This window comes from Streptomyces longispororuber, assembly GCF_024448165.1.
Taxonomy (GTDB): domain Bacteria; phylum Actinomycetota; class Actinomycetes; order Streptomycetales; family Streptomycetaceae; genus Streptomyces; species Streptomyces longispororuber_A.
Genome location: NZ_JAMOLN010000167.1, coordinates 1 through 24,427 on the forward strand (window position 1 = coordinate 1; position 24,427 = coordinate 24,427).

Genomic DNA, 24,427 nt, shown 5'->3' on the forward strand with positions numbered 1-24,427 from the left:
GTCTCCAGCATCGACTTGAGGTTGGCCAGCACGGCCGGCCAGCCCGACGAGATTCCGGCCAGCATCTCCTGGTTGGGGAGGTTCTCGTGGGTCACGGTGAGGCGGACGATGTCCTGATGCGGTTCGACGAGGAACGTGACGACCGAGGGCTCCCGCGGCGACTCGGCGTCGGGTGCGTCGTCGAACGTGATGACCAGCCGGGTCGGGGGCTCGGTCTCCAGGACCTTGCCGAACACGTCGACCTTGTCCGAGCCGTCGACCCGACGGTGCTCCCAGGCCGAGCCCGCCTGCCAGTCGGAGACGTTGGCGTGTCCCCAGTAGCGCGTCGTGAGGTCGGCGTCGGTCAGGGCCTGCCACACCTGCTCCGCGCTGGCGCGGATGTAGGTGACGTAGACGTAGTTCGGTACTGAAGTGGGTGCGTCGGTCATGGCGTACTCCTCTGCCTGGTGCTTGATGGCACTGATCACTTGCAGTCGGGGCCTGTCGAACCCGGAGATCCAGCGCTCCTCGATCTCGTGGATCGGGGCCGGGTTGAGGTAGTGCAGGCGCTCCCGGCCGCGCCGTACGACGGTGACGAGGTTGGCTCGCACGAGAACGTCCAGGTGCTGGGTCGCCGACTGGCGGGCCATGTCGAGGCGCTCGCACAGTTCGCGCAGCGTCTGCCCGTTGTGCGCGCGCAGTCGATCGAGCAGGAGCCGCCGCGTGGGGTCGGCCAGCGCCTTGAACACCGAGTCGATCGCTGTCGCTTCTAGGCTCACGCTCATCATTATGCAGGTATTTACCTGCCTATCGCAAGAGCGAGATGGCCGGGCGCGGACGGTCGGGTCAAATGGCCCACTCGAAACGGGAAAGAATGGCCCACATCATTGGGCTGCCTGGATCCTAGAGTCGAAGTGACCATGGTGGCGCCGCACGTCGGCGTTCACCTCCCGCACCTCGGAGGCACCCTCATGCAAGCCATCACCGTCCAGGACCGCGCGGCCGGGGCAGGCGGCCTCACCCTCGCCGAGCTGCCCCATCCGCACGCCGCGGAGAACGACGTCATCGTGAAGGTCCACGCCGCCGGCTTCACACCGGGCGAGCTCGACTGGCCCGGCACCTGGACCGACCGGGCCGGCCGCGACCGCACCCCGAGCGTGCCCGGTCACGAGCTGTCCGGCGTCGTCGTCGAACTCGGTTACGGCACCACCGGCCTCACCATCGGGCAGCGCGTCTACGGCCTGACCGACTGGGCCCGCAACGGCACCCTGGCCCAGTACACCGCGGTCGAGGCCCGCAACCTCGCGCCGCTCCCCGCCGACGTCGACCACGTCACGGCCGCCGCACTGCCGATCTCCGGACTCACCGCCTGGCAGGCCCTGTTCGACCACGCCGACCTCCGGACCGGACAGAGCGTCCTCATCCACGGCGCCGCGGGTGGCGTCGGCTCGATCGCCGTGCAACTGGCCGGCGCGGCCGGCGCGCACGTGATCGGCACCGGACGCGCCGACGACCGCGACAGGGCACTCGGGCTCGGCGCCCACGCCTTCGTCGACCTCCAGGCCGAGAAGCTGGAGGACGTCGGCGACGTCGACGTGGTGTTCGACGTGATCGGCGGCGAGATCCTCGAACGCTCCACGGCCCTGGTCCGTCCCGGCGGCACCCTGGTCACCATCGCCGAGCCCGTCAGCGTCCATCCCCGCGACGGACGCGCTGTCTTCTTCGTGGTCGAACCCGACCGCGCCCGCCTGAGCGACCTCGCCCAGCGGGTACGGGACGGCCGCCTCAAGCCGATCGTCGGCGACGTGCGACCGCTCGACGAAGCGATCGCCGCCTTCACCCCGGCCAAGCGGACTCCCGGCAAGACGATCATCCGCGTCACCGAGGACTGAGCCGGCGAGCGGGGCGGGGATCGTTCCCGGTGAGCTGTACGCGGCCGGGGGCGCAGGTTCCGCCGAGGTCAGGCGAGGCCCGCCGCGATCGCCCTGCGCACGGCGTCGGCCCGGTCGCGGATGCCCGCCTTGGCGAACAGGTTGTTGATGTGCGTCTTGACCGTGGCCTCGCTGATGAACAGCTGCTCGGCGATGGCCCGGTTCGGCAGGCCCTGACCGATCAGACCGAGCACCTCGCGCTCGCGCGGCGTGATGTCCTGGGGCAGCGACGTCCCCGACGCCTGCGGCTTGGTGCGGACGGTGGCCAGCAGCCGGTCCTGGACCTCACGGTCGAGCACCGACTGGCCCGCGGCCGCCGCGCGCAGGGCGCGGACGATGTCCTGGCGTCCGGCGTTCTTGGTCAGATAGCCGCGGGCCCCGGCCCCGAGCGCGGCCAGGATCGACTCGTCGTCGGCGAACGTGGTCAGCACCACCACGGCCACCTCGGGGTGCTCCTCACTGAGCCGGCGCGTCGCCTCGATCCCGTCCATGACCGGCATGCGCAGGTCCATCAGAACTACGTCCACCGCGGCACCGGAGACGGCGGCCAGCACCTCGGTGCCGTCCGCGGCCGCCGCGACGACCTCGATGTCCTCGGCCAGCCCGAGCACCGCGGCGAGCGGCTCCCTGACCGCGGCCTGGTCGTCGGCGACGACCACCCTCAACTGCTGCACCTTCTCGCCCTGTTCACTCATCGGGGATCACTGCCTCCACCTGCCAGCCGCCCTGCTCCGGTCCTTCGGTGACCGGGCCCGCGGTGATCGTGCCACCCAGAAGGGCCGCGCGCTCGCGCATTCCGATCAGACCCATGCCGCTGCCGACGCCCGCGGTGACGGCACGGGTGGCCGGGCCGTTGCGGATCCGCAACGTGGTCGACGCGGGGGCGAACGCCAGCTCCACCGCCACCGTCGCGCCGGGCGCGTGCCGGCCCGCGTTCGTCAGGGATTCCTGCGCGATCCGCAGCAGGTTCTGGGTCGCCCGGGCCGACACCTGGCGGACGGTCCCGGTGACGGTGAGCGCCTCGCGGTGACCGGACGACTCGGTCATCGCGGCCAGGCTCTCCACCAGCGGCAGGGAGTCCTCGCGCAGGGCGTGCACGGTCCACTGGGCCTGCTTGAGGCTCTCCTTGACCATGCTGTGCGCCTTGTCGTTGGCCTCCCGGACCTTGTCCAGGTCACCCGTGTCGAGCAGCGCGTCGGCCAGTTCCAGCTGCATGTTGATCCCGGCCAGCGAATGGGCGAGGACGTCGTGCACGTCGCGGGCGATCCGGCTGCGCTCGGTGAGCACGGCGGCCTGGGCCTCGGCACGGGCCGCCCGCTCGGCGGACTCGGCGGCCGCGATCACCGCCTGGACGGCGCGCTGACTGCTGCGGTTGATGATCCCGACGAGGACCGGGACGCCGGTGGCGAGACCGAGCGCCCACGGCAGCGCGTCGTGGCCGGGGCCGAGACGGAAGTACAGGACGGCGCCGCACAGCACACTGCACAGTCCCGCCAGGGTGAGAGCCGTCCTGGTGGGCAGCCGGTAGCCGATGTGTCCGGCGAGGAAGAACGCGAACATGTAGCTCGAACCGCTGCGGCTGACGCCGATCAGGGCGGCCGCCGCGATGATGCCGCCGGTCAGCCAGATCACGGCGACCCGCGGCGGGACCTTGGCCTCGGGCAGGGCACGGGCGAGGAGCGCCACGCTGTTGATCACGAAGAGGACCAGGACCGCGAGGCCGCGGCCGTCGAGTCCCATGGGCCGGATGGTCAGGGCGCCGGCGACGACGACGCCGATGTTCAGCACCCACTGCAGCCAGGGTTCCCGGCCGGGAAGCGGCCGCGGGCCGGTCCCCGAGGAGGGGGCCGGCCCGGACGGCGAAGGAGTCTCGGTGGCTGCCACGGCCAGACGATAGCTCACGGTCGCACGGCGGGGTCGGCCACCGGCACGGTCGCCACGGCCACCGGCGCGGTGGGTACGCGGAGGCTGCGGAGGTAGATCGTGGCCAGCCGTGTGACGACCTCGGTCAGTGCCATCAGGACGAACGCCGCGACCCAGGCCTGGTCGCTGGTGATGTGGTGGGTGATGCTGAAGCGCGCCACGGTGTCGCCACCGCCGTGCTGGGTCCACAGCTGGAAGGCCATCCGGGCACCCATGCCGAGCACCCACAGGGTGGCCGAGACGGCGCCGGCCTTGATCAGGAGGTGTTCGCCCGAGGTCCGGATCCTGGTGTAGACGCCGCCGGCGATGCCGAGCGCGGCTCCCACGGCCACCAGAGTGCCGATCAGCACCAGGTCGTTGCCCCCGGTGGGGATGGTGTCCAGATAGGACCAGGCCACGAAGGCCACGATCCCCAGCGGGATGAGGAAGGTCTTCAGATCCAGGCGTCCTTCCCGCAGCTGCCGGAAGACGACGAGGAGGAGGGCGATGTCGGTGATCCACTCGGTCGTTGTCATGCCTCAAGACTGCTGCGACAGGGCCTTCCGCACCTGGACCCATGGGTGGAACCCAAGGTGGAGATGGCGCCGCAGTCGGGTCCAGCCGGGTCTGCCCGACGGCCTTCGCAGCGGTGCATCCCCCTCACCGAGTCCGCAGGGGGCCCTTCCGGGTCTCGCTGCCGTGAACCAGTTTCCGGGCCGTGTTGATCCTGAGTGGCGCCCGACGGCCGGTCTGGTGGTCGGGCAGGACGTGCTCGGTGGAGTGTTCGCACTCAACGGTCACGATCCGGCGGCCGCCGGGAGGCCCGGACTGCCCGGGCAGATGACGTACTTCGCTCCGGACTCCCTTGAATGGGAAGCCATGACCGTGGGCTATGGCGCCTGGCTGACCTGGGCCCTCTCCGACCGGCTGGCACAGTTCTACGCAGGGCTCCGCTGGCCCGGCTGGGAGGAGGAGACCGCCAACCTCACGGTGGCTCAGGGGATCACGGTCCAGCCCTTCCTCTGGTCGAAGGAAGCGCAGGAGGATCTGGCGGCGACCAGCCGGGCACCGGCGCCGATGACCGAGATCCTCACGATGAACCAGGACTTCTGCCGGCAGATGGAGCTGCCGGATCCAGGATTCCTGGGAGCCGCCTGAAGCAGGACCCCGCAGTGAGCGCTCTTCTTACCCACGGAGATGGTTTCGCCGGGTCGTGCTTCTGAGTGCGCCGACACCCTACGGGCGTCCACTGGACAGGAGACACTCGCCCGCGGGTGCGGCGGCCGGGAGCCCCAGGCGTGGGGCGCCTGTTCGGGATGAGCCCCTCGGCAGGGTTCGGGTCCCCAACGTGGTGAGGTCCATTCACGGCTCGGCCTCCGTTCACTCTTACAGGCGACGGGGCCGCTTCCCTGTGTCCACGGCGGGGCTGCCCAGGACAACTGGCCCTCGATCGGGCACAGTTCTTCCCATCGCACGATCGCCGGTCATTGAAGTGCCCTGAGCTCCCGTACGAACTCCAGCCACGGCAGACTGACGGGATGGATGCAGGTCTCGCAGCTGTACTGGGCGCTGCCGTCGGCTCTCTCGCGACGTTGGGCGCCGCGTTCATCAGCGGCCGCTCACAGGCGCAGGCACAACACAGGCAGTGGCGTCGTCAGCAGCGCCGCGACGCGTGCGCCGGCTACCTCAGCGCCCTCCACGACCGAGACATCGCCATGGACGACATCCTCGCCGCGCTGCGTGCCGACGAGCCGACACTTTCCGAGGTCGATGACGGAGTACGCCGCTTCGTCGACCTCGCCCGTGAAGTGCACCGGGCCTTGGAGGTGGTCATCCTTGAGGGGCCGGGCTCGCTCGCTGCCGTTGCCGATCGCGTGACCCGGAACTCCCGCGAACTGGCGGAGGTCATGCGACGGATGGTCGATGACGCCCACGCCGGTGAGACGGCCCGCAGGGCCGAGGATCTCGCTGTGGCGGCGCAGCGAGAACACCTCCTCTACCAAACCGTCCAGGACTTCCGCCGGGCCGCCCGCGACACCATCAACGGCGGAGATTGAGTCTGAGCGGCGTCGGAGAGATCTGGCAGGGTGGGGTCGCGTTCCTGGTCGAGGTTCATGACTTCGATGACGGAGTGGGGAAGCGTCGAGGTCGAACTCGGCCGTCTCTGTCGAGCCGGGTTTGCCGGTGGGTGACCCCGAGTCGGACGGGTCGTCGTCCGGCGGAGTGGAGGCTGCGCTCGCCTCCTCCTCGGGAGTGGCGGTCACGGTGACGGTGACGACCGTCGGTTGCTTCGAGGTCGGCGACCGCAGCACCGCGGGCAGGCCGAGGAAGCCGACCACGACACCGAGTACGGCCGCGATCGCCGAGACGGTCGCCGCCACCTCGCCAAGTCGCCGCCGCGCGGGGACCGTCGGTCCGGGTCGGGGCCGGTCGGTCATCCAGTGGGCGGCAAGGAGGCCCGAGAACCCTACGAACGGGCGCACCGGGCCGTACCGACCTGCCGAGCTCCTCTGCGGACCGGTCGTCGACGAGGGCGCAGGCGAGGTAGAGGTCGACGCGGTCGCCGGCGTGGGAGAGGCCGCGGGCGGTGACGAGGGCGAGGCGTTGAGGCCGTAGCTCGGCGAGGCGCGCGGCGTGCCGGGCTTCGTTGAGGGCGCGTGCCAGGTCTGTGGAAGTGGGGACGGGTTCGCTCAGGCCGAAGGCGATCTTGCCCGGCCGGGCGGCTTCTTCCAGTGCGCCGAGCCGTTCCCGGAGCAAGTGGGCGAGGTTGCGGTCGTCGGTGATCCCGTCTTCGCGCGAAGTCCACCACGGCTTCTGGAACTGACCCTCACGCCAACCCGGCTGCCTGCCCGGAAGTATCTGACTCCCGGGCAGGCAGTCCTGGGTGCCGAGCGCGTCGTGGGCGCCCCGGGCCGCTCGGCGCGCCGATGTCCGCGCCCCCGATGTTCGAGTCAGAGCGAGTGCGTTCAGGTCAGGGCGATCCGTAGAGGGTCTGAACGGGCACGTTGTGTCATGTCCCATGCATTCAGAGACGAACACGCGCACGCCGAAGAAGACGCGCGCTCAGGGAAGACCGCGATGGGCCGCGCTCGCCGCTGCCGCCGCGGTGACGCTGGGGGCGGGACTGCTCGCCGCGCCGCCCGGTCATGCCGCGGACGGGCCCGTCGAGGTGGTGGTCGACGGCAACGACGTGCGGGCCGACAACGTCAACGGGCTGACGTACAAGGGCCTCGGCGTGCTCAGCTGCAACAGCACGAGCAATCTGCTGATGGACTACAAGGCCGAACACCCCGAACGCTACTGGCAGTTCATCAGGACGATGTTCGGTGGCACGCATCCCCTGATCAATCACGTCAAGGTCGAGATGGGGTCGGACACCAACACCTCGACCGGCGCCGATCCGGCCACCATGCGTACGGCGGACGAGCTGGCCGACGCCGCGCGTTCCCCCGGGTTCCAGCTGGCCGCCGACGCCAAGACGGTCAACCCGGGGCTCAAGGTCTCGATCCTGCGCTGGGAGATGCCCCAGTGGGTCCAGCAGGAGTGGAACAAGGGGACCGGCACCGACGAGATGTACCGGTGGTACAAGGAGACCGTTCTCGACGTGTACGAGAAGTACGGGTACATGGTCGACTACGTGAACCCGGACAAGAACGAGACCCGGTCGCCCGACATCTCGTTCATCAAGTGGTACAAGAACGCCGTCGTGAGCGACACGGACTTCGCTGACGCGCGATACGGGATCGCGGCGAAGGACCGGGCGAAGGTCGCCGCGGCCTACCACCGGATCAAGATCGTCGCCTCGGACGAGAACAACACCCTCAACATGGGTCCCGCGATGCTCAGCGACGCCGATCTCTTCGGGATCGTCGACGCGACCGGCTACCACTACACGACGGAGGACCGGCACGACGGCGCCGCCGACAGCGCCACCAACCTCCCGTACACGAAGCTGGCGACCGGCGACAACGCGTACGGGCAGGACAAGGAGGTCTGGTACAGCGAGGGGACCGGGTCCTTCGGGTTCACCGACTACCGGGTGAACAACAACGAGGGGCCGGGCGGCGCCAGTACCGGGATCGGCGGCGTGCAGAGCGCCCTCGACGTCGCGAACCGCATGGTGAAGGGCTACGCGAACTCGAAGCGCACGCACTACATCTTCCAGCCGGCCATCGGGTCGTTCTACGAAGGCGCTCAGTACAGCCACAAGGAACTGGTGAGCGCGCGCGATCCCTGGTCGGGGTATCTGCACTACGACGCGGCGATCTATGTGATGCAGCAGTTCACCCAGTTCGCGAAGACCGGCTGGGAGAACGACACCAACACCGCGGGGATCTGGCGGACCGTTCCCGAAGCCAGTTACAGCGGGGTCAGCGGTACCGAGAACCTGGACGGGTCGAACGGCGCCCCGAGCTACATGACGCTCGCCGACCCGGCCAAGAAGGACTTCTCGACCGTCGTCGTCAACGACAGCGATCAGGCGAAGACCTATCGGATCAAGGCCGAGAACCTGCGGCTCGGCAGCGATCCGACGATGGAGGTGTGGGAGACGCGCGCGGCCGACCCCGGGCAGCGCTACGACGCCGACTTCAAGCACCTCGTCGACGAGATCCGGCCCGACGGCGACGGGTACTACGCGTACACCGTGAAGCCGCGCTCCATCACCACCCTCACGACCCTCGACGCGAGCGCCGACGACGCGACGGCCCGGCGACTGCCCTCGTCCGGGACGCGCTCCGTCCTGGACACCGACAAGAGCGGCGGCCGCGGCGACACCGGCGACCGGTACCTGTACGCGGACGACTTCGCGTACGGCGAGGAGGGCAAGGTCCGGGTCGGGAAGACCTACCAGCCGTATCTCGCCTCGCGCGGCCATCAGCCCCGCTACATGGTCGACCAGACCGGCGCCTGGGAAGTGGGCGACGACGGGACGCTGTACCAGTACATGGACCAGTCCATGAAGGACACCGCCGCCTGGAACAAGAACACCCCCAACACCACCGTGGGCGACTTCCGCTGGGAGAACTACAAGGCGTCCGTCGACGTCTCGTTCCCGGACACCGACGGCGGCCTCGCTGCGCTCGGCGTGCGGCAGCAGAAGGGCATGGCGATCAGCGACGCCGCGTACAACCTGCGGATCGGGGCCGACGGCGCCTGGACGTTCTACGAGTACGGCACGGTGATCGGCCAGGGCGAGGTCGCGGCGGCCGACCGCTACCGGCTCGCCGTCGAGGCGAAGGGGGCGCGCGTCACGGCGTTCGTCGACGGCAAGGCCGTCTCCACGTACGACGACCCGACCCCGGAGCGCGAGGGCCGCGTCAAGCTCGGCAGCGACTTCCACAGGACCGGCTTCGACAACCTGAAGGTCGAGACGGTCGACGGGTACGCGCCGTACGGCACCGAGCAGCTCGACAACATGGACAAGTCGGTGTCGTACGAGGGGAGTTGGAGCCGTAAGGCGTCCCTCGGTGACGCCATGGACTGGTACCGGTCCACGTCGACGAGCACCGCGGCAGGTGCCTCCTTCACCGTCCCGTTCCGCGGGACGGGCGTCGACGTCATCGGGGGCAACGACGGCAGCGCCGTGGTCGACGTGTACGTCGACGGCCGGCTGGTCGCGCGGGACGCGAAGACCTCCGCCACCGACAAGCGCCTTGCGACGTACGCGCTGCGCGGCCTGCCGGACGGCAAGCACGAGGCGCGGTTCGTGCTGAAGTCCGGGAAGCTCGTCGTCGACGCCCTGCAGACGGCGTCCGGTGCGGTGCGGGGCGCCGTGGACACCTCGGCGATACGCGGCGCCCTCGCGGACGTCGGATCGCCCGAGCGAGGGGACTACACCAGCGCCTCGTGGGCCGTGTTCGCGGACAACCTGCAGGCCGCGAAGGCCGCGGTGGGCGGGCGCAAGGGGCTCGACACCGTCGGCGCCGAGCAGATCGCGGAGCGGCTGCGGGCAGCGTACGGCCGGCTGGAGCCCACGGACCAGTAGACGCTCAGAGCGATTCGCGGCGCCGGGCCGACGGCACGGGCGGCGCGGACGGTGTCTGCGGCGCGGCCCGGAGCGACGACGAACGGATCACCAGCTCCGGGAGGATCAGGGCCCGTTGGGCGGGCCTGCGGCTGCCTTCGAGGAGCCGCGCGAGCATCATCTCCACAGCCGTGCGGCCGACCAGCGCCTTGGGAGGCCGCACGGCCGTGATGGCGGGATCGGCGAGGTGCGCGACCTCGTCGTCGTAACTGACGAGCGCCATGTCGTCGGGGACCCGGATGCCCTGTTCGGTGAGGTACTGGACGATCGACAGGGCGTCCGGGTCGCTGTGTACGATGAGCGCGGTGATGCCGGAGCGGTGACATCCTTCGAGGATGTCGCCGATGATCCGGCGGTGTCCCGGGACGTCGAGCGCGACGCTCTCACGTATCAGGAAGGCGTCGGACAGGCCGAGCGCGGCACACGCGCGGTGCCAGCCGACGGCGAGGTGCGCCGAGGTGGGGCTGCCCTTGGACAGCACCAGGCCGATGTTGCGGTGGCCGAGTGTGTGCAGATGCCGGACCGCCATCTCCAGGCCGGTCGCGTGGTCGCTGCGGACCCACTCCAGCTGGTGCGGGGTCGGGGTCCAGTCGGGTGTCTGGCGCTCCACGAAGACGACGGGGACCGGCAGCTTGCCGATCCAGTCGAGCATCTCGTGCATACCGGGGCCCTCCAGATTGGGTGCGAGCAGCAGCCCTTGCACCTGGCCCGATTCGGTCAGCCGGACGATCTGCCTGCGGTCCTCGGCCTGGTCGTAACTGGAACCCCGCAGCTGGACGTTGACACCGTGCGCCGCCGCGGCGTTGCGGACGCCACTGACGATGTGCGGCCAGTAGAAGTCCAGCGAAGGCACCACCATCCCGATCGTGAACGCGGGCGTCGCGAGCCGCCGTCTGCGCACCGGCTCGTGCTCCAGCGGCGAGGGCAGCGTCGCGCCACCGTGCACCCGGGTGAGCAGGCCACGATCGGCGAGGGCCGCGATGTCGCGGCGGATCGTCAGCTCGCTCACCGACAGTTCGACGGCGAGATCGCGGACGCGAACGGCTCCGTGCAGGCGCAGCTGGTCCATGAGGCGTTCGCGGCGTTGCAGCGCGAACAGCTGGTCGGCTCCTCCGGCTCCCGTCATGGCGTGTCCCTCCCGTCCGGTGCTGGGCCCGGCGCGATGTTCGAATCTGTTCAGGTTGCTTCGTACCTGGTCGAGCTCTGGTGACTCTGTGCGGACGACCACTATCTCTGACTCAGCGTCTTCTGGCTGGAACTCGCCGGAAACATCAATGGCACCTGCTGTTCGAGCGGGAGCCCAGAGGCAGAGGAGCCCGCACCACATGCAGACCAAGGCCCGCGCTCTGGTCGTGATGAGCAGGTCCAGCTTCGAAGCCCACTTCGACCAGGACCGGCTGCGGCGCCTCGCCGACCTCGTGACCCTGGACGAGCCGTGCTGGACCGACGACCTGGACAGCGCGCCGGCGCGTGAACGCCTGGCCCGCGCGGAGGTTCTCCTCACGTCGTGGGGCGCCCCCGCACTCACCCCGCAGCGGCTCGCCGCGGCACCCCGCCTGCGGGCCGTGCTGCACGGTGCCGGCAGCGTCCGCGACCTCGTCGGCCAAGAGGTGTGGCGGCGCGGGATCCGCGTCACCAGCGCCGCCGACGCCAACGCCGTCCCCGTCGCCGAGTACACCCTCGCGGCGATCATCTTCGCGGGGAAGAAGGCCCCGTTCCTCGCCGCCGACGAGCAGCGGGCGTACGGCGGCTGGGGCTCGGTGAACGGCTACGGCGACCTGTCCAACTTCCGCCGGACCGTGGGCGTCGTCGGCTTCTCCCGGATCGGGCGGCAGGTCGTCGAGCTGCTCAAGGTGCTGCGCGGCACCACCGTCCTGGTCGCCGACCCGTACGCGGACCCGGACGAGGTGGCCCGGGCCGGCGCGACCCTCGTACCGCTCGAGGAGATGCTGCCGCGGGTGCACGTCCTGTCGGTGCACGCCCCCGAGACACCCGAGACACACCACCTCATCGGCGCCGCACAACTGCGCAGGCTGCCGGACTTCGCGACCGTCATCAACACCGCGCGCGGCTCCCTGGTCGACGCCGAGGCGCTGGCCGCCGAGTGTGCCGACCGCCGCCTCTTCGCGATCCTCGACGTCACCGACCCCGAGCCGCTCCCCGCCGACTCGCCGCTGCGCAGCCTCGCCCGCGTGATGATCACGCCGCACATCGCCGGCTCCCTGGGCACCGAGATCGGCCGGCTCACCGACCACGTCCTCGACGAACTCGCGCGCTGGGTCGACCGCCGCCCGCTGCAGGCCGAGATCACCGCGGAGAGCTGGGCCCTGGGCCTGAGCGCCTGACATCACCCGTACCCGTACCCGTACACGTTCCGAAGCCGTAGATCCGCACCGTCCCCGACCGCTCCACCCGTGACTCAAAGGAGAGCCGCCGAGATGAAGTTGAAGAAGAACCTCGCCCGCGTCGCGCCGCTGGTCGTCGCCGCGACCCTCACCGCCACCGCCTGCGACGCCAGTGGCACGGACAGCACCTCGTCGTCCGACGGCAAGACCGTCGTCAAGATCGCGCTGTGGAACTACAAGACCACGCCCGAGTTCAAGGCCCTCATCGACGGCTTCGAGGCGGAGAACCCGTCGATCGACGTCCAGCCGGTCGACATCCTCGCCGACAACTACCCGGACAAGATCACCACGATGCTGGCGGGCGGTGACACCACCGACGTCCTGACGATGAAGAACGTCACGGACTACTCCCGCTACGCGACCCGCGGCCAGCTCCTGCCGCTGACCGACGTGGCGTCCAAGCTGGACAAGGCCTCCTACTCCGGTCTCAGCGACTACGACCTCCAGGGCAAGTACTACGCGCTGCCCTACCGCTCCGACTTCTGGGTCCTCTTCTACAACAAGGACATGGTCGGCAAGACGGACATGTCCAAGTTGACCTGGGGCGACTACGCGAAGCTGGCCAAGCGGTTCACCAAGGGCTCCGGCTCGGACAAGGTCTACGGCACCTACCTGCACACCTGGCGCTCCGTCGTCCAGGCGATCTCCTCCGCGCAGACCGGCGGCGACCAGCTCGGCGGCGACTACGCCTTCTTCAAGGACCAGTACGAGATGGCGCTCGGCCTGCAGAAGGCGAAGGCGACCCTGCCGTTCGCCACCGCCTCCAGCAACCAGATCACGTACGACTCCCAGCTGACCACCGGCAAGGCCGCGATGGTCCCGATGGGTTCCTGGTGGGCGGCGGCGCTGCTCGCCGAGGCGAAGCAGGGCAAGAACGACGTCAAGTGGGGCATGGCGCCGATGCCGCAGGTCAAGAACGACGGCAAGACGGTCACCTTCGGCTCGCCGACCGCGTTCGCCGTCAACAAGAAGGCCAAGAACGCCGACGCAGCCAAGAAGTTCGTCACCTGGGCCTCGGGCCCCGAGGGCGCCGCCGCCGTCGCGAAGATAGGCGTCACGCCCGCCTACACCAGCGACAAGATCCTCGACACGTTCTTCTCCGTCGACGGCATGCCGACCGACGCCCTGTCCCGCACGGCGATGCAGCCCTCCACGGTGCAGCTGGAGATGCCGGTCAGCGACAAGTCCTCCGACGTCGACCAGATCCTCAAGGAGGAGCACGAGATGATCATGAGCGGGGAGAAGTCGGTCGACGCGGGCATCAAGGAGATGGACAGCCGTGTGAAGGACGAAGTCCAGTGAGTGCCGTCGCCCCGCCCACCCCGAAGCACGTGCCCTCCGGCGCTTCCGCGGCCCACCAGGCCGCCGCGAAGCGCCGGCGGCGCCGCACCACCCTCCTCGGCTGGTCGTTCATCCTCCCCAACTTCCTGGGGTTCGCCGCCCTCACCCTCGTCCCGGTGATCGGCGCCCTCGCGATGTCCTTCACCCAGTGGGACTCGTATTCGACCCCGAAGTGGATCGGCCTGGACAACTTCGAGCGGCTGTGGAACGACTCGAACTTCTGGGCCGCGCTGCAGAACACCTTCTACTACGCGGCCGGGCACATCCCGCTCACCCTCGCGGTCTCGCTCGGCCTCGCCGTACTGCTCAACCAGAAGCTGCGCGGCGTGCGCGTCCTGCGCACCGCGTTCTTCTTCCCGTACATCACCTCGCTCGTCGCCGTCGCAGTGGTCTGGAACATGCTGCTGAGCCCCGAGTCCGGGCCGGTCAACCAGTTCCTCACCTTCATCGGCATCGACAACCCGCCGGGCTGGACCAGCGACCAGGACTGGGCCATGCCCGCGCTGATCATCGCGAGCGTGTGGCGGGACATGGGCTACTACATGGTCCTGTTCCTCGCCGGTCTGCAGACGGTCCCGGCCGAGCTGTACGAGGCGGCGCGCATGGACGGCGCAGGTCCCTGGCAGCGGTTCTGGCACGTCACGCTGCCGGGCCTGCGGCCCACGACCTTCTTCGTCACCGTCATGATCACGGTCTCCAGCTTCAAGGTCTTCGACCTCGTGCAGGTCATGACCGAGGGCGGGCCGGGCCGGTCCACCCTCGTCCTGTCCCAGCTGATCTTCCGCGAGGGCATCACGCAGGGCCGCTTCGGCTACGCGTCGGCGGTGTCCCTCGCGCTCTTCCTGATCTGCCTCGTGATCACCGTGATCCAGTTCCAGATGCAGCGAAGGAGCGAGCGATGAACACCACCGTGCTGCGCAAGGACGCCGACGTGACCACGGGCCCGGCTCCCGCCGATGCTCAGGACCCGAACCGCCACCGCCCCGGCACCGGTGCGGTGGCGGTGGCCGGGCGGATCGCCCTGTACGTGCTGCTCACCGTGGTCGCGCTCGGGGTCCTGCTGCCGTTCATCTGGATGCTGATCTCGTCGGTCAAGGACGACCGCGACGTGTTCACGGTGCCGATCCAGTGGATCCCCGAAGAGTTCAAGTGGAGCAACTTCAGCGACATCTGGACGCGGGTCCCGTTCGGCGCCTACCTGGGCAACTCGTTCTTCCTGAGCGTCGTCATCACGTTCCTCCAGGTCCTCACGGGCAGCTTCGCGGCGTACGGCTTCGCGAAGATGCGCTTCCCGGGCCGGGACCTGCTGTTCACCGGCTACATCGCCACGATCGCGGTGCCGTGGCAGGCGTACATGGTGCCGCAGTACGTGATCATGCAGAAGCTCGGCCTGGTCAACTCCTACACGTCACTGATCCTGCTGCAGGCCTTCGGCGCGTTCGGCGTCTTCCTGATGCGGCAGTTCTACCTGACGATCCCGGACGAGATCAGCGAGGCCGCCCGCCTCGACGGCCTGACGGAGTACGGCATCTGGGCACGGATCGTGCTCCCGCTGTCCAAGCCGGCCCTCGCCAGCCTCGCGCTCCTGACGTTCGTGAACACCTGGAACGACTACATGGGCCCGTTCATCTACCTCACGGACAACCGCCTGTGGACCGTGCAGTTGGGGCTGCGCGCCTTCATCGGCCAGTACGACGCCGAGTCGGCGATGATCATGACGGGTTCGGTGCTCTCCGTGGTGCCGGTCCTCGCGGTGTTCCTGCTCGGGCAGCGCTACTTCGTGCGTGGCATCGCGACCACCGGCGTGAAGGGCTGAGGGGATGGCGATGTCGGACGGGGCCGCGCGACGACCGCGGCTCAACGTGGCCTATGGCTCATGGGAACTGATCTGGTCCCACGTCCACCGGGTCCTGGTCGTGAACCTCGGGATCGCGGTGGCGAACCTGCCACTGCTGCTCGCGCTGCAGATGAGCCACCAGCCCTGGCGGCACCCGGTGTTCTTCGGGGTGCTCCTGCTGGTGCTGCCGGGTCCGTCGCTCGCCGCCGCGTTCGCGTATCTCGGCGCGACGGTCGCGACGGGCGAGGCGGCTGCGGCGTCCGGGGCCTCGGAGGAGCAGGCTCCCGTACGGGTCTTCGTCACCGCCTACCGACGGCTGTTCCGGCGAGCGGTGCTGGTCTCGGCGCCGTTCGTACTGCTGGTCGTCGCGGCCGTGGCGGACGTCGTGACGCTACGAACCTCCGCGCTGGGAGCGGCAGTTGTCCCGATGGCGGTGATGGTCGCGCTGGTGGCGACCGTCGCCTGGCCGGTGGCGCTCGCCCATGTGGCCGCAGGTGGGACGGCCGGACGGCGGCTCTTCCTGCTGGCCCCGTACGCCGCCCTCCGGCACCCGCTGCTCACGCTCATGAACCTGGTTCTCGCGGCGGTGGCCCTGCTCCTGGTCAACCAGGCCCCGCTGATGGGTCTGGCGGTGCTGCCCGGGTGCGTGCTGTTCGTCGTGGGCCGCAACTGTCAGGTCATGGCGGACTTCACGGATCGGGGTGTGGCGGTCGATCATGTAGGGCCTGGCGCACCTGTCGCGCCTGCCGCACGGGAAGGGGGAGCCGATGCCGCCAGTGAAGAACGGTCAACGCTCGCAAAGCACTGACCAGTTGGCGGACTTGCGGGACCGGGTCCGCGATGCGGCCGATGCCGCGCGCAGCACGCCCATGCCGGAGCTGTCGTTCTCGGCGTACCGCCGCTTCGAGGACGACGGCGACCGGCTGGCGTACGAGGACCTGTACTTCCGGCGCCGCGCGCACGTGACCGCCCTGGCGGCCGAGGCCGTGATCGACCAGGACGCTCGACTGGACGCCCTGGCGGACGCGTTGTGGTCCGTCTGCGACGAGTACACCTGGGCGCTGCCCGCCCACGAGATGCACGCGACGCACTTCGGCCGAGGTATGGACCAGTGCCTCGACCTGTTCGCCGCGCTCACCGCGCAGCTCCTCGCGGAGACCGTGCGGGTGTGCGGCGACCGGCTCGATGCCCGGGTCGCCGCGCGCGTGCGCGCCCAGGTGGACCACCGGGTCCTGTCCCTCCTCGCGGACGATGACCGGCCGCTCCTGTGGGAGGGCTGGGACCACAACTGGGCGGCAGTGTGCGGTGGTTCCACGGGTCTGGCGGCACTGGCCCTGTGGAAACCGGGACCGCGCCTGACGCGGGTCATCGACCGCTGCCGCGCCGCGCAGCTGACCTACCTCGGCGGCTTCGGCGAGGACGGCGGTTGCGCGGAGGGGGTCGACTACTGGGTCTTCGGGTTCGCGCACTTCGTCTACTTCGCCGAAGGCTTGAGGGAGTTCACCGGCGAGGACCTCCTTTCCCACCCCACGGCACGGGCCGTCGCGGGGTTCCCAGCGGCGGTGCATCTGGGTGGTGGCCTCTTCCCGGCATTCTCGGACGCGGGGGAGCGGACCCGTGTTCCGGCCGGACTCGCCCACCGACTGCCCCGGCGCCTGGACGCTCATGTCCCGTCCGAGGCGATCGACTGGGACCTGTCCCGAGACTGGGCGGACCTCTCCAGAACCCTGCGCTGGGCAGCCGACGACCCCGAGCCCGTAGCGCCTCCGCACGACGTCGGTGCCACCTGCCTTCCCGACCTCGCCTGGGTCGTCGACCGCGGCCCCGACGCGGCCTTCGCGGCCAAGGGCGGCCACAACGCGGAACCCCACAACCACAACGACCTCGGCCAGTTCGTCCTCGCCGCAAGGGGCGAGGTACTCCTCGCCGACCTGGGCGCCGGCGAGTACCGCAAGGGCTACTTCGACGACGCCACCCGCTACGACTTCCTGCACGCCGCGTCCCGCGCCCACTCCGTCCCCCGCGTCGACGGCCGCGAACAGTCCGCCGGGCGCGCGCACGCGGCACGGGTGCGCGCCTGCCAACTGGCCGACGACGGACTCTCCTTCTCCGTCGACATCGCAGGGGCCTACGCGGTGGACGGCCTGAAGTCACTGCAGCGCACCTTTGATTGGCGCCGCGGGGCTGGCGAGCTGCTCCTCGTGGACGAGGTGGAGGCGGACCGGTCCATGCCCCTGGACGAGGTGTTCGTCAGCCGACTGCGACCGGAGGTCCGACCGGACGGCATCGTCTGGACGGGACGAGGGACGCAGGCCCGTCTGCGCCTGCGGTTGCCGGACGACTGCACCATGCACGTCGAGGTCGAGACGGTGCACACCACGGACCACGACGGCAAACCCGACACGGCCCATCTCCTGCGCATCCGCACCGAGTTGACCGAGCGGCGGACGCGGCTGGCGTTCCGCTTCGAGGTGGGGGGTGTGGGGTGATGCGCAAGTCATGGTGCGCTCGATGGTGCTGCCTCCGGTCGTCGTGGCAGTAGACCGTGGGCCTGCTCGACGGCAGCAGGCCCACGACCGCGGTAGCCAGGTCAGTGACGGCTCTCGACCCACCAGACGATCACTGCGACCACGCTCGTCCCCGCCGAGTACGAAGCGCCGCGCAGCGCGTCGAGCGCGGCAATGTGCCGACGACGGTGCAACCATCGGGCGGCGGCCCTGACTCGCGTGCGGAACCTTCCTGGTGTCTGGGATCCGGACTCGTTGAAGTTCATGCCGAGCCACTCCTTCCACGATCGTTTGCAGTGATTTGATGCGGGTTGGGATCCCAAAACGCCATTCGCGACGCTGAGTTGAGTACAGGACACGGCGCAGGTCGGTGTCATCGATTCTTAAGGGAAATTGAGGATAACGATCCGGTCGCAACCGACTACGGAACGTGTTCGGGGTGGAGGGGTGTTTGACTGGTGCGGGCCGATCCCGCTGACGGTGGGGTACAGGCCCGTGCGGGGAGTCCTGAGTCCTGCGTCGATCAAGGGGGCCGGCTTGAGGTTGCTGCTTGTCGAGGACGACGACCATGAGGCTGGCGTCATCTCGTTGTTCCTAGTGCGCCACAGCTTCGAAGTCGTCCACGCTCGCAGCTGTCGCGAAGCTCTCGAGGCGCTGACCACGGAGGAGCCGGGCTTCGATCTGATCCTTGTCGAGCCCGTGCTTCCTGACGCGGCGGACCTGGAGATCTGTGGCGAGATCCGTAAGCGCACCAGCATGCCGTTCATCATCGTCACGGGCCGTTCGGGCGTCCGGGCCCGCATCCACGGCCTCAATCTCGGCGCTGCCGACTACGTGGTGAAGCCGTACGACGCCAGTGAGCTGATCGCGCGCATCAACGCGGTCACCCGGCGCACCGCGGCCCGGCGCACGGACGGAGCTGCTCAGACGGTCCTTTACCGTGGTCCGCTCATCATCGATCTGCCGTCCCGTCAGGTCACGATCAACAACTCCTTCGTCCAGCTGACGCCAAAGGAGTTCGACCTTCTCGTCCAGCTCGCCAAGCACCAGGGAGAGGTTGTCACCCGCGAACGGATCATGATCGATGTGTGGCGCACCAATGGGGCGGAGTCCGGCAACACCTTAGGGACGCACATTGCGTCCCTAAGGTCCAAGCTGGGTGCACCTGCGCTGATCAGATCGGTGAGAGGCGTCGGCTATCGCCTCGTCGTGCCATAGCGGGCATTCGTTCAATGATCAGGATGGCATCGGAGCCGCTGAGGCTACGGGAGCCACAGGTGCCGCTCCCTGATGCTTCAGCATGCGTCCGTGGTTGATGGCGACGTCTGCGCGGCCCCTCGAAACGATGCCGCCGCTCAGGCTCAGGTCGCGCGCGAAGCGCCATGGCGCAGGCCGTCGAGGAGAAGGCGGGTGATGGTCCGGGCCTCGTCCAGCCACCCCTCGTGCACGCGCAAGGCGCAGATGCCGCCAAGAGCTCGCAGCAGGGTGGGTCCGGTGATGTCGCCGCGGATGGTACCTGCCGCGCTGCCGGCGTCGATGAGCCGGGTGAGGGCGTTGCTCATGCGGGTGCGGGCGTCGTCAAAGACCTGTGAGTCGCTCGCCATGATGCTCTCCAGGGCCACGGACATGCCCTTGCCCACGGCGGCGTGATCCACGAGCAGCAGCAGGAAGCGACGCAGCGCCTCCTCCGGAGCGCACTGCGCCAGCAGGTCGTCGGCTGCGGCGACCAGCTCGTCGACCTCTTTGCGGTAGACCTCCTCGATCAGTGCCTCGCGGGTCTCGAAGTGGCGGTAGAGCGTTCCGACGGCCACCCCGGCGCTGCGGGCGATGTCCTCGACGTGTGCGTCGGTGTCACCGTCGAGGAACGCCTCGCGGGCCGCGGCCAGCAGTGCGTCGCGGTTGCGCCGCGCGTCGGCGCGCAGAGGGCGTGATGCCGTCAAGGAAACCTCCATAAGGTGAGTCTGGTTCAGCTTAGGTGTACCGTTTCCGGAGTCCGGTTCATTTTACTGAAGGGATCTCCAGTGACGACCACCGACAAGAGCTTGGACGGACTACGCGTGCTGGTCACCGGCGGCAGCCGCGGGCTGGGCGAGGCGACCGTGCGCCGGTTCGTCTCCGCCGGCGCCACCGTGCTGACGGCCTCCCGCACCCGGCCCGCGACGGACAGCGGCGCCACGTTCCTCGCGGCCGACCTGTCCACGGAGCAGGGCGTGGCCGATCTCGGCCGCCGCGTCGTCGAGCACGTAGGCGGCGTGGACGTCCTGGTGAACAACGCCGGTGCGGCGAGCGCGCCGGCGCCGACCCTGAACCGCTCGGACGCGTCCTGGCAGGCGGACCTCGAGATGAACCTCCTCAGTGCGGTGCGCCTCGACCGGGCCCTGGTGCCGGGAATGGTCGAGCGCGGCTCCGGCGTCGTCGTGCACGTCTCGTCGATCGCCAGCCGGCTGCCCCAGCGCACCGAGGCGTCGTACGCCGCCGCCAAAGCCGCGCTCAACACCTACAGCCGCGAATTGGCCACCGAAGTCGGCGAGCACGGAGTGCGCGTGGTCTGCGTCCTTCCCGGCTTCGTCGTCACCGACGGCGCGACCGCCCATCTTCGCCACATGGCCGAGGAGCAGGGCCTGACCACCGACGAGATCACTCAACAGATCGTGGACCATCTGAAGGTCCCCCTGGGCCGCCCCGGGGACCCCGAGGACGTCGCCGAGATGATCGCCTTCCTGGCCTCCGACCGAGCGAAATGGCTCACAGGCGCCCAGTTCCGCGTCGACGGCGGCATCCTCCCCACCGTCTGAAGCCCGACCAGCGCGAAGAACAGGATCCCGACATGCCCATCACCCCCATCACCCTCACGTCAGTGATCATCGACGCTGCCGACATCGAGACAGAAGGCGCCTTCTGGCACCGTCTGCTCGGCGGCTCCGTCCACCACACGCCCACACACCACTTCATCCAGGCTGCCGGCCTGCCGGTGGTCGTCGTGCAGGCAGCCCCCGGACACGTCGCCCCGAGCTGGCCCGACGGCACCTCCCAGCAGATCCACCTCGACTTCGGCGTCGAGGACCTCGCGACCGCCGACCGCACGGCCACCGAGGCGGGCGCCATCCGCCTGCGGCCAACGGAGGAGAACACGCCGGACGGCCACACCGGCAGCCGCGTCTACGCCAGCCCCGCCGGGCATCCCTTCTGCCTTCGCGCAGCCTGAACGAGCGTCGTATCCACGTGAGGGCTGACCCCGACGCCCGTTTAGGGTGTGGGAGCTATGCGACTTGTAGAGATGGAGATTGCCCGGCATGACTGGAAGAGCATGCTGTGCGGGTGCGGCGCCTCGGCTGAACACCTGGCCCGGGATCTGCTGCAGGTCGCGGGCTGGGGAGCCCGGGAGGAAGCCGGGGGAGTCCGGCAGGAAGCGAGCCACGTAAGCCTCGAAGAGCACGTCTGGTCTCCGGTGGTTCTGTGGGAGCCGGCGCCGGCAGTGGCATCCGTCGCGCTGGCAGCCCTCGCGGACGATGTTGCACCAACTGCCCGGGAGTGGTTCCTCGACCAGCTGCAGTACGTGGTGGCGGGCGAGGGCACGGATACGGAGTCGGCCCGACGGGGCCACGACCTTCCGGAGATGTGCAGGAGCCTGGCCCTGCACGGGCTGTGGCTGCTCTATGAAGAGGTGATGTCGAACCGGTCCCTCGGGGCTGTGGGCGCCGCGTTCGAGATCCTCACGGTGGTGGAGCCTGACAGGGCCCGTCTGCAGCGGGTTCGCGAGATCGCGGCCGATTGGTTGCCGGTGTGCTGTCGAACCGGGCTGTGCGATGAGGACCTGGGTGTCGTCGCTCGCTGACGTTGCTTGCGGCGCGGGTTGTCGGCTGTGTGCTGGCCGTTCCGTACTCGGGGTGCGAGGCTCCGGCGTTCCCTGCCCCGCGCCCTCCCTTGATGGTCTGTCGAATCAGCCCAGCGCGTCCATCAGTGCGGTGACATAGGCATCAAGCCGCTCCTCCACGGTACGTGCCGTCAGCTCCGGCCTCCCCGCCTCACGCCAGGGCTGCGTCACCTGCTGCACTTCCTCCGAGCTTGCCAGTCCGTCTCGCACCAGCCAGTACAGCCGCTCGTTCGCGGTCGCGGCCAGCACTCCACCGGCTTCCTCATACGCCTCAGGGAAGCGGAGACCCCAGGCCGGGCCGTGCAGGAGGGCGAGAACGGTCGAGCAGTGCGCGACATCGAGGTCCGCCGGCCCCCAGGAGGTCGCTGCCCAGTCGACGACCCCTGTGATGCGGGCGTCTGCCGGCTGCCCGGGCGGTACGTCGAACAGCACGCTGCCGGGTTGGAAGTCCCGGTGCAGGAACCGCCCCGCATAGGGCGGCGCCGGCTTGCGGATCACGTCGATCGCCGCGGTCCATGCCGCCGCGTCGGCGCTCTTCGGAGTCACGACGGTGTCGGCGGTCGTCAACGCCACGTACTCCCGGGGCCGTTGGGCGGGCCGCAACGCGTGGATAGCGACGAGTTGACGGGCCAACAGAGGGACGCGCGCCTCCAACCCCTCATCATCGAGGACCGTTCGACCCGCCACATGTGTCATCAGGAGTGACGGATACTCGCAATGCGCTGCGGTCGGATCGACCGCGACGAGCGTGGGCGCCGGCACACCGGTCCCCGTGAGCAGGAGCAGGGCGTCGGCCTCCCGGCTCAGCCAGTCCTCGGCATGCTCCACGTCGACGAAGGTCCTCAGCACCAGATCACGGGTTCCTCCGCCTCGCGTGCCGATGGTCAGCCGCCGCGGCAGGGAACCGTGGAAGGCCCTTGATCGTCCGGTACAGACGTGACTGATGTGAATCCTGAGTCCAGTACTGCCGCTGTGACGCCTGAGATCCCCGCCGACCACAGCGACTTGATCGGCGATCTCTCCGGGATCGTCAGCGACTACCCGTACGTGGATCCTGAACTGGCCCTCACGGTCCTGGTCGACGCCGCGAAGGACGCCTTCTCGCGGTCCGCCCCAGGCGACCAAGGGGTGAAGGAACGGACCGGCCACGCCATCCTTCTCTTCGCCACCTGCTGGTACGTCGGTTACCGCCTCGCCGAGACGGGTGTCCCCACGGCGTACGCCGAGGCCGCGAACGCGCTGAGCGCAGCCCTTGCTCCGGCCCCCTGCACGTGCGCCGACGGCCCAGACTCCCACCCCGACGATCTCGACGACCCCGAGCACGTGGTCGAGATCGGCGTCGCCCTGCTCTCGGAGGAGGGGCGGGCGTACCTCACCCTGGAGTACGAGCTGGAGCCGGAGGAGATGGCTGCTTACGACTGCCCCGCGTTCCTCGACCACCTCGCCGGTGAGATCAGGGTGGGCGCCAGTCCCGGCTGAGGAGCGGACTCCGCCTTTGCGTGGCCATCGCCGACGGCCTGACCGCAAACGCCGTGTCAGAGGGGCCAAGGGACGTCCGGTGTGAGCATGTCGTGGACGCAGCGGCGAAGTCCGTCGTGGGAGTCGACCGGTGGGAGCCACGGCACCTGCTGGAACAGGTCGTTGCATTGGCCGGTGCTCGGGTCGGTCAGGAGGGCTCCCAGCTCGTCGGGGACTGGGTCGTCGACCAGGCACAACCAGGCGAGTGCGGCGCCGATGCGGATCTCGGGCGATCGTTCGAGATCCGACCACAACTCCCGGGCCCACCCCGGAGCGTGTTCATCCTGGTGCTCGCGTGCCAGCTGGGCGATCGCCAGGATCAAGCTCACACGGACCACCGGATCGTCTTCCACGGCCAGCCTGCGGTGCAGAGTTGAGCCGGTGCGCGGCATCCGGCCGGTCGCCACGGCCAGGACGAAGGCGGTCGCCGAGCGGACTTCGGCATCCGGGTCGGAGAGAAGGGGGAACAGAAGATCCAGGTCGTCGGTGACGGCGTCGCGAGCAGCCTGGATCGTCCAGTCCATCGGACACATCGTGGTGCCCTCCACCTCGAGCGGATCCTCGGAGACCTGGAGCAGGCCTTCGCGTGTTCCATCCCCGAAGTGCTGGCAGCGTCCGATCTCCGCGACCAGACGAAGAGTGTCCGCCCGGAGGCCGGGAATCCCGGAAGTGGCAATGCGGACCAGGAACGGGACAGCCAGTGCTCCCACCGCGACCGTGCTGCCTTGATGGTGGAGGTTCTCCCACAGTTCCCCCAAGGCCCGGTCGGCGGCTTTGGTATCTCCGGAGGCGAGCGTCGTCAGGCGAACGGGAATCTCCTCGCCCGGGCCGTAGCAGTGCGGAAACCGCTGCCAGGGGATTCTGTCGTACTGGAATCGGTCTTTGACTTCCCGCGGAATCGCGCCCACGACCGTCCGCATGTCGACATCCGTACCTGCCCACGCCTCGGGCCACCCGGCCCAGCGGTCATCGCCCATGGTCAGGCCCTCCGGTCCACCGGCACCATCCGGACGCCGGGAGTCTAACGACCAGTGATCAAGAGCGTGCTGTTGCCCGACCCGGCAGAGCCCTTGTCAGTGGTGGCGGCTACGTTGCAGTTCGGCAGGCG

25 protein-coding genes are annotated in these 24,427 nt (G+C 69.3%); 16 read left to right on the forward strand and 9 right to left on the reverse strand.

The annotated features are described in order from the left end of the window. Nucleotides 1-737, reverse strand: a 737-nt coding sequence (locus M4J07_RS35050; RefSeq protein WP_255978841.1) for an ArsR/SmtB family transcription factor, incomplete at its 3' end; no start/stop codon positions are given. Between the two features lie 213 nt (nucleotides 738-950). On the opposite strand from M4J07_RS35050, the gene M4J07_RS35055 reads away from it, so the two are divergent. Further along, entirely contained in the window at nucleotides 951-1,871 is a 921-nt protein-coding gene (locus tag M4J07_RS35055) for an NADP-dependent oxidoreductase (RefSeq protein ID WP_255978806.1), read from the forward strand. Between the two features lie 68 nt (nucleotides 1,872-1,939). Here M4J07_RS35055 and M4J07_RS35060 read toward each other — a convergent pair whose 3' ends face one another. From M4J07_RS35060 to M4J07_RS35070, 3 genes are read right to left on the reverse strand one after another with little or no spacing between them, the layout of a single operon-like run. Further along, nucleotides 1,940-2,605: a response regulator gene (locus M4J07_RS35060; protein ID WP_255978808.1), complete on the reverse strand. Its 666-nt coding sequence runs from the start codon at nucleotides 2,603-2,605 to the stop codon at nucleotides 1,940-1,942. Beyond that, complete coding sequence (locus tag M4J07_RS35065; protein WP_374215139.1) at nucleotides 2,598-3,812, reverse strand: sensor histidine kinase; 1,215 nt, start codon at nucleotides 3,810-3,812, stop codon at nucleotides 2,598-2,600. The genes M4J07_RS35060 and M4J07_RS35065 overlap by 8 nt, the downstream gene beginning before the upstream one ends. After that, nucleotides 3,809-4,348: a hypothetical protein gene (locus tag M4J07_RS35070; RefSeq protein ID WP_255978810.1), complete on the reverse strand. Its 540-nt coding sequence runs from the start codon at nucleotides 4,346-4,348 to the stop codon at nucleotides 3,809-3,811. Before M4J07_RS35070 ends, M4J07_RS35065 begins: the two co-directional genes overlap by 4 nt. Between M4J07_RS35070 and M4J07_RS35075 the strand changes: the two genes are divergently transcribed. The 4 genes from M4J07_RS35075 (at nucleotide 4,347) to M4J07_RS35090 (ending at nucleotide 9,798) form a co-directional block, all read left to right on the forward strand. Then, entirely contained in the window at nucleotides 4,347-4,970 is a 624-nt protein-coding gene (locus M4J07_RS35075) for a DUF2625 family protein (RefSeq protein WP_255978843.1), read from the forward strand. The genes M4J07_RS35070 and M4J07_RS35075 overlap by 2 nt on opposite strands. 380 nt (nucleotides 4,971-5,350) lie before the next feature. Further along, the gene (locus M4J07_RS35080; RefSeq protein ID WP_255978812.1) at nucleotides 5,351-5,869 is read left to right on the forward strand and encodes a proline dehydrogenase; all 519 of its coding nucleotides are present in this window, start codon (nucleotides 5,351-5,353) and stop codon (nucleotides 5,867-5,869) included. A gap of 127 nt (nucleotides 5,870-5,996) precedes the next feature. Then, a complete protein-coding gene (locus tag M4J07_RS35085; protein ID WP_255978814.1) occupies nucleotides 5,997-6,428 on the forward strand; it encodes a hypothetical protein in 432 nt (143 codons plus the stop codon). 403 nt (nucleotides 6,429-6,831) lie between these two features. Further along, on the forward strand, nucleotides 6,832-9,798 hold the full coding sequence (locus M4J07_RS35090; protein WP_255978816.1) for a GH59 galactosidase: 2,967 nt from the start codon (nucleotides 6,832-6,834) through the stop codon (nucleotides 9,796-9,798). Between the two features lie 4 nt (nucleotides 9,799-9,802). Here M4J07_RS35090 and M4J07_RS35095 read toward each other — a convergent pair whose 3' ends face one another. Next, nucleotides 9,803-10,963: a substrate-binding domain-containing protein gene (locus M4J07_RS35095; protein ID WP_255978818.1), complete on the reverse strand. Its 1,161-nt coding sequence runs from the start codon at nucleotides 10,961-10,963 to the stop codon at nucleotides 9,803-9,805. A 199-nt stretch (nucleotides 10,964-11,162) separates the two neighbouring features. On the opposite strand from M4J07_RS35095, the gene M4J07_RS35100 reads away from it, so the two are divergent. The 6 genes from M4J07_RS35100 (at nucleotide 11,163) to M4J07_RS35125 (ending at nucleotide 17,909) form a co-directional block, all read left to right on the forward strand. Beyond that, entirely contained in the window at nucleotides 11,163-12,182 is a 1,020-nt protein-coding gene (locus M4J07_RS35100; RefSeq protein WP_255978820.1) for a hydroxyacid dehydrogenase, read from the forward strand. 93 nt (nucleotides 12,183-12,275) lie between these two features. Continuing rightward, entirely contained in the window at nucleotides 12,276-13,544 is a 1,269-nt protein-coding gene (locus tag M4J07_RS35105; RefSeq protein WP_255978822.1) for an extracellular solute-binding protein, read from the forward strand. After that, the gene (locus M4J07_RS35110) at nucleotides 13,541-14,485 is read left to right on the forward strand and encodes a carbohydrate ABC transporter permease (RefSeq protein WP_255978824.1); all 945 of its coding nucleotides are present in this window, start codon (nucleotides 13,541-13,543) and stop codon (nucleotides 14,483-14,485) included. The genes M4J07_RS35105 and M4J07_RS35110 overlap by 4 nt, the downstream gene beginning before the upstream one ends. Then, entirely contained in the window at nucleotides 14,482-15,399 is a 918-nt protein-coding gene (locus M4J07_RS35115) for a carbohydrate ABC transporter permease (protein ID WP_255978826.1), read from the forward strand. The genes M4J07_RS35110 and M4J07_RS35115 overlap by 4 nt, the downstream gene beginning before the upstream one ends. A 10-nt stretch (nucleotides 15,400-15,409) precedes the next feature. Then, nucleotides 15,410-16,228 (forward strand): hypothetical protein, encoded by an 819-nt coding sequence (locus M4J07_RS35120; RefSeq protein ID WP_255978828.1) that lies wholly within the window; start codon nucleotides 15,410-15,412, stop codon nucleotides 16,226-16,228. 61 nt (nucleotides 16,229-16,289) lie between these two features. Beyond that, nucleotides 16,290-17,909: a heparinase II/III domain-containing protein gene (locus M4J07_RS35125; RefSeq protein ID WP_255978830.1), complete on the forward strand. Its 1,620-nt coding sequence runs from the start codon at nucleotides 16,290-16,292 to the stop codon at nucleotides 17,907-17,909. A gap of 101 nt (nucleotides 17,910-18,010) precedes the next feature. Here M4J07_RS35125 and M4J07_RS35130 read toward each other — a convergent pair whose 3' ends face one another. Then, nucleotides 18,011-18,193: a hypothetical protein gene (locus M4J07_RS35130; protein WP_255978832.1), complete on the reverse strand. Its 183-nt coding sequence runs from the start codon at nucleotides 18,191-18,193 to the stop codon at nucleotides 18,011-18,013. Between the two features lie 271 nt (nucleotides 18,194-18,464). Between M4J07_RS35130 and M4J07_RS35135 the strand changes: the two genes are divergently transcribed. Then, entirely contained in the window at nucleotides 18,465-19,145 is a 681-nt protein-coding gene (locus M4J07_RS35135) for a response regulator transcription factor (protein WP_255978834.1), read from the forward strand. Nucleotides 19,146-19,288: 143 nt separating this feature from the next. On the opposite strand, the gene M4J07_RS35140 is transcribed toward M4J07_RS35135, so the two are convergent. Further along, nucleotides 19,289-19,867 (reverse strand): TetR/AcrR family transcriptional regulator, encoded by a 579-nt coding sequence (locus M4J07_RS35140; protein WP_255978835.1) that lies wholly within the window; start codon nucleotides 19,865-19,867, stop codon nucleotides 19,289-19,291. A gap of 81 nt (nucleotides 19,868-19,948) precedes the next feature. Between M4J07_RS35140 and M4J07_RS35145 the strand changes: the two genes are divergently transcribed. Genes M4J07_RS35145 through M4J07_RS35155 form a run of 3 tightly spaced genes read left to right on the forward strand, consistent with a single transcriptional unit; the run spans nucleotide 19,949 to nucleotide 21,762 of the window. After that, entirely contained in the window at nucleotides 19,949-20,722 is a 774-nt protein-coding gene (locus M4J07_RS35145) for an SDR family oxidoreductase (protein ID WP_255978836.1), read from the forward strand. Nucleotides 20,723-20,754: 32 nt separating this feature from the next. Continuing rightward, nucleotides 20,755-21,132 (forward strand): VOC family protein, encoded by a 378-nt coding sequence (locus M4J07_RS35150; protein WP_255978837.1) that lies wholly within the window; start codon nucleotides 20,755-20,757, stop codon nucleotides 21,130-21,132. Between the two features lie 57 nt (nucleotides 21,133-21,189). After that, nucleotides 21,190-21,762: a hypothetical protein gene (locus M4J07_RS35155; protein WP_255978838.1), complete on the forward strand. Its 573-nt coding sequence runs from the start codon at nucleotides 21,190-21,192 to the stop codon at nucleotides 21,760-21,762. Nucleotides 21,763-21,867: 105 nt separating this feature from the next. Here M4J07_RS35155 and M4J07_RS35160 read toward each other — a convergent pair whose 3' ends face one another. Next, nucleotides 21,868-22,752 (reverse strand): aminoglycoside phosphotransferase family protein, encoded by an 885-nt coding sequence (locus M4J07_RS35160; RefSeq protein ID WP_374215140.1) that lies wholly within the window; start codon nucleotides 22,750-22,752, stop codon nucleotides 21,868-21,870. Between the two features lie 21 nt (nucleotides 22,753-22,773). On the opposite strand from M4J07_RS35160, the gene M4J07_RS35165 reads away from it, so the two are divergent. Beyond that, on the forward strand, nucleotides 22,774-23,280 hold the full coding sequence (locus M4J07_RS35165) for a hypothetical protein (protein WP_255978839.1): 507 nt from the start codon (nucleotides 22,774-22,776) through the stop codon (nucleotides 23,278-23,280). Nucleotides 23,281-23,336: 56 nt separating this feature from the next. On the opposite strand, the gene M4J07_RS35170 is transcribed toward M4J07_RS35165, so the two are convergent. Beyond that, entirely contained in the window at nucleotides 23,337-24,296 is a 960-nt protein-coding gene (locus tag M4J07_RS35170; protein WP_255978840.1) for a hypothetical protein, read from the reverse strand. Nucleotides 24,297-24,427: the final 131 nt, after the last annotated feature.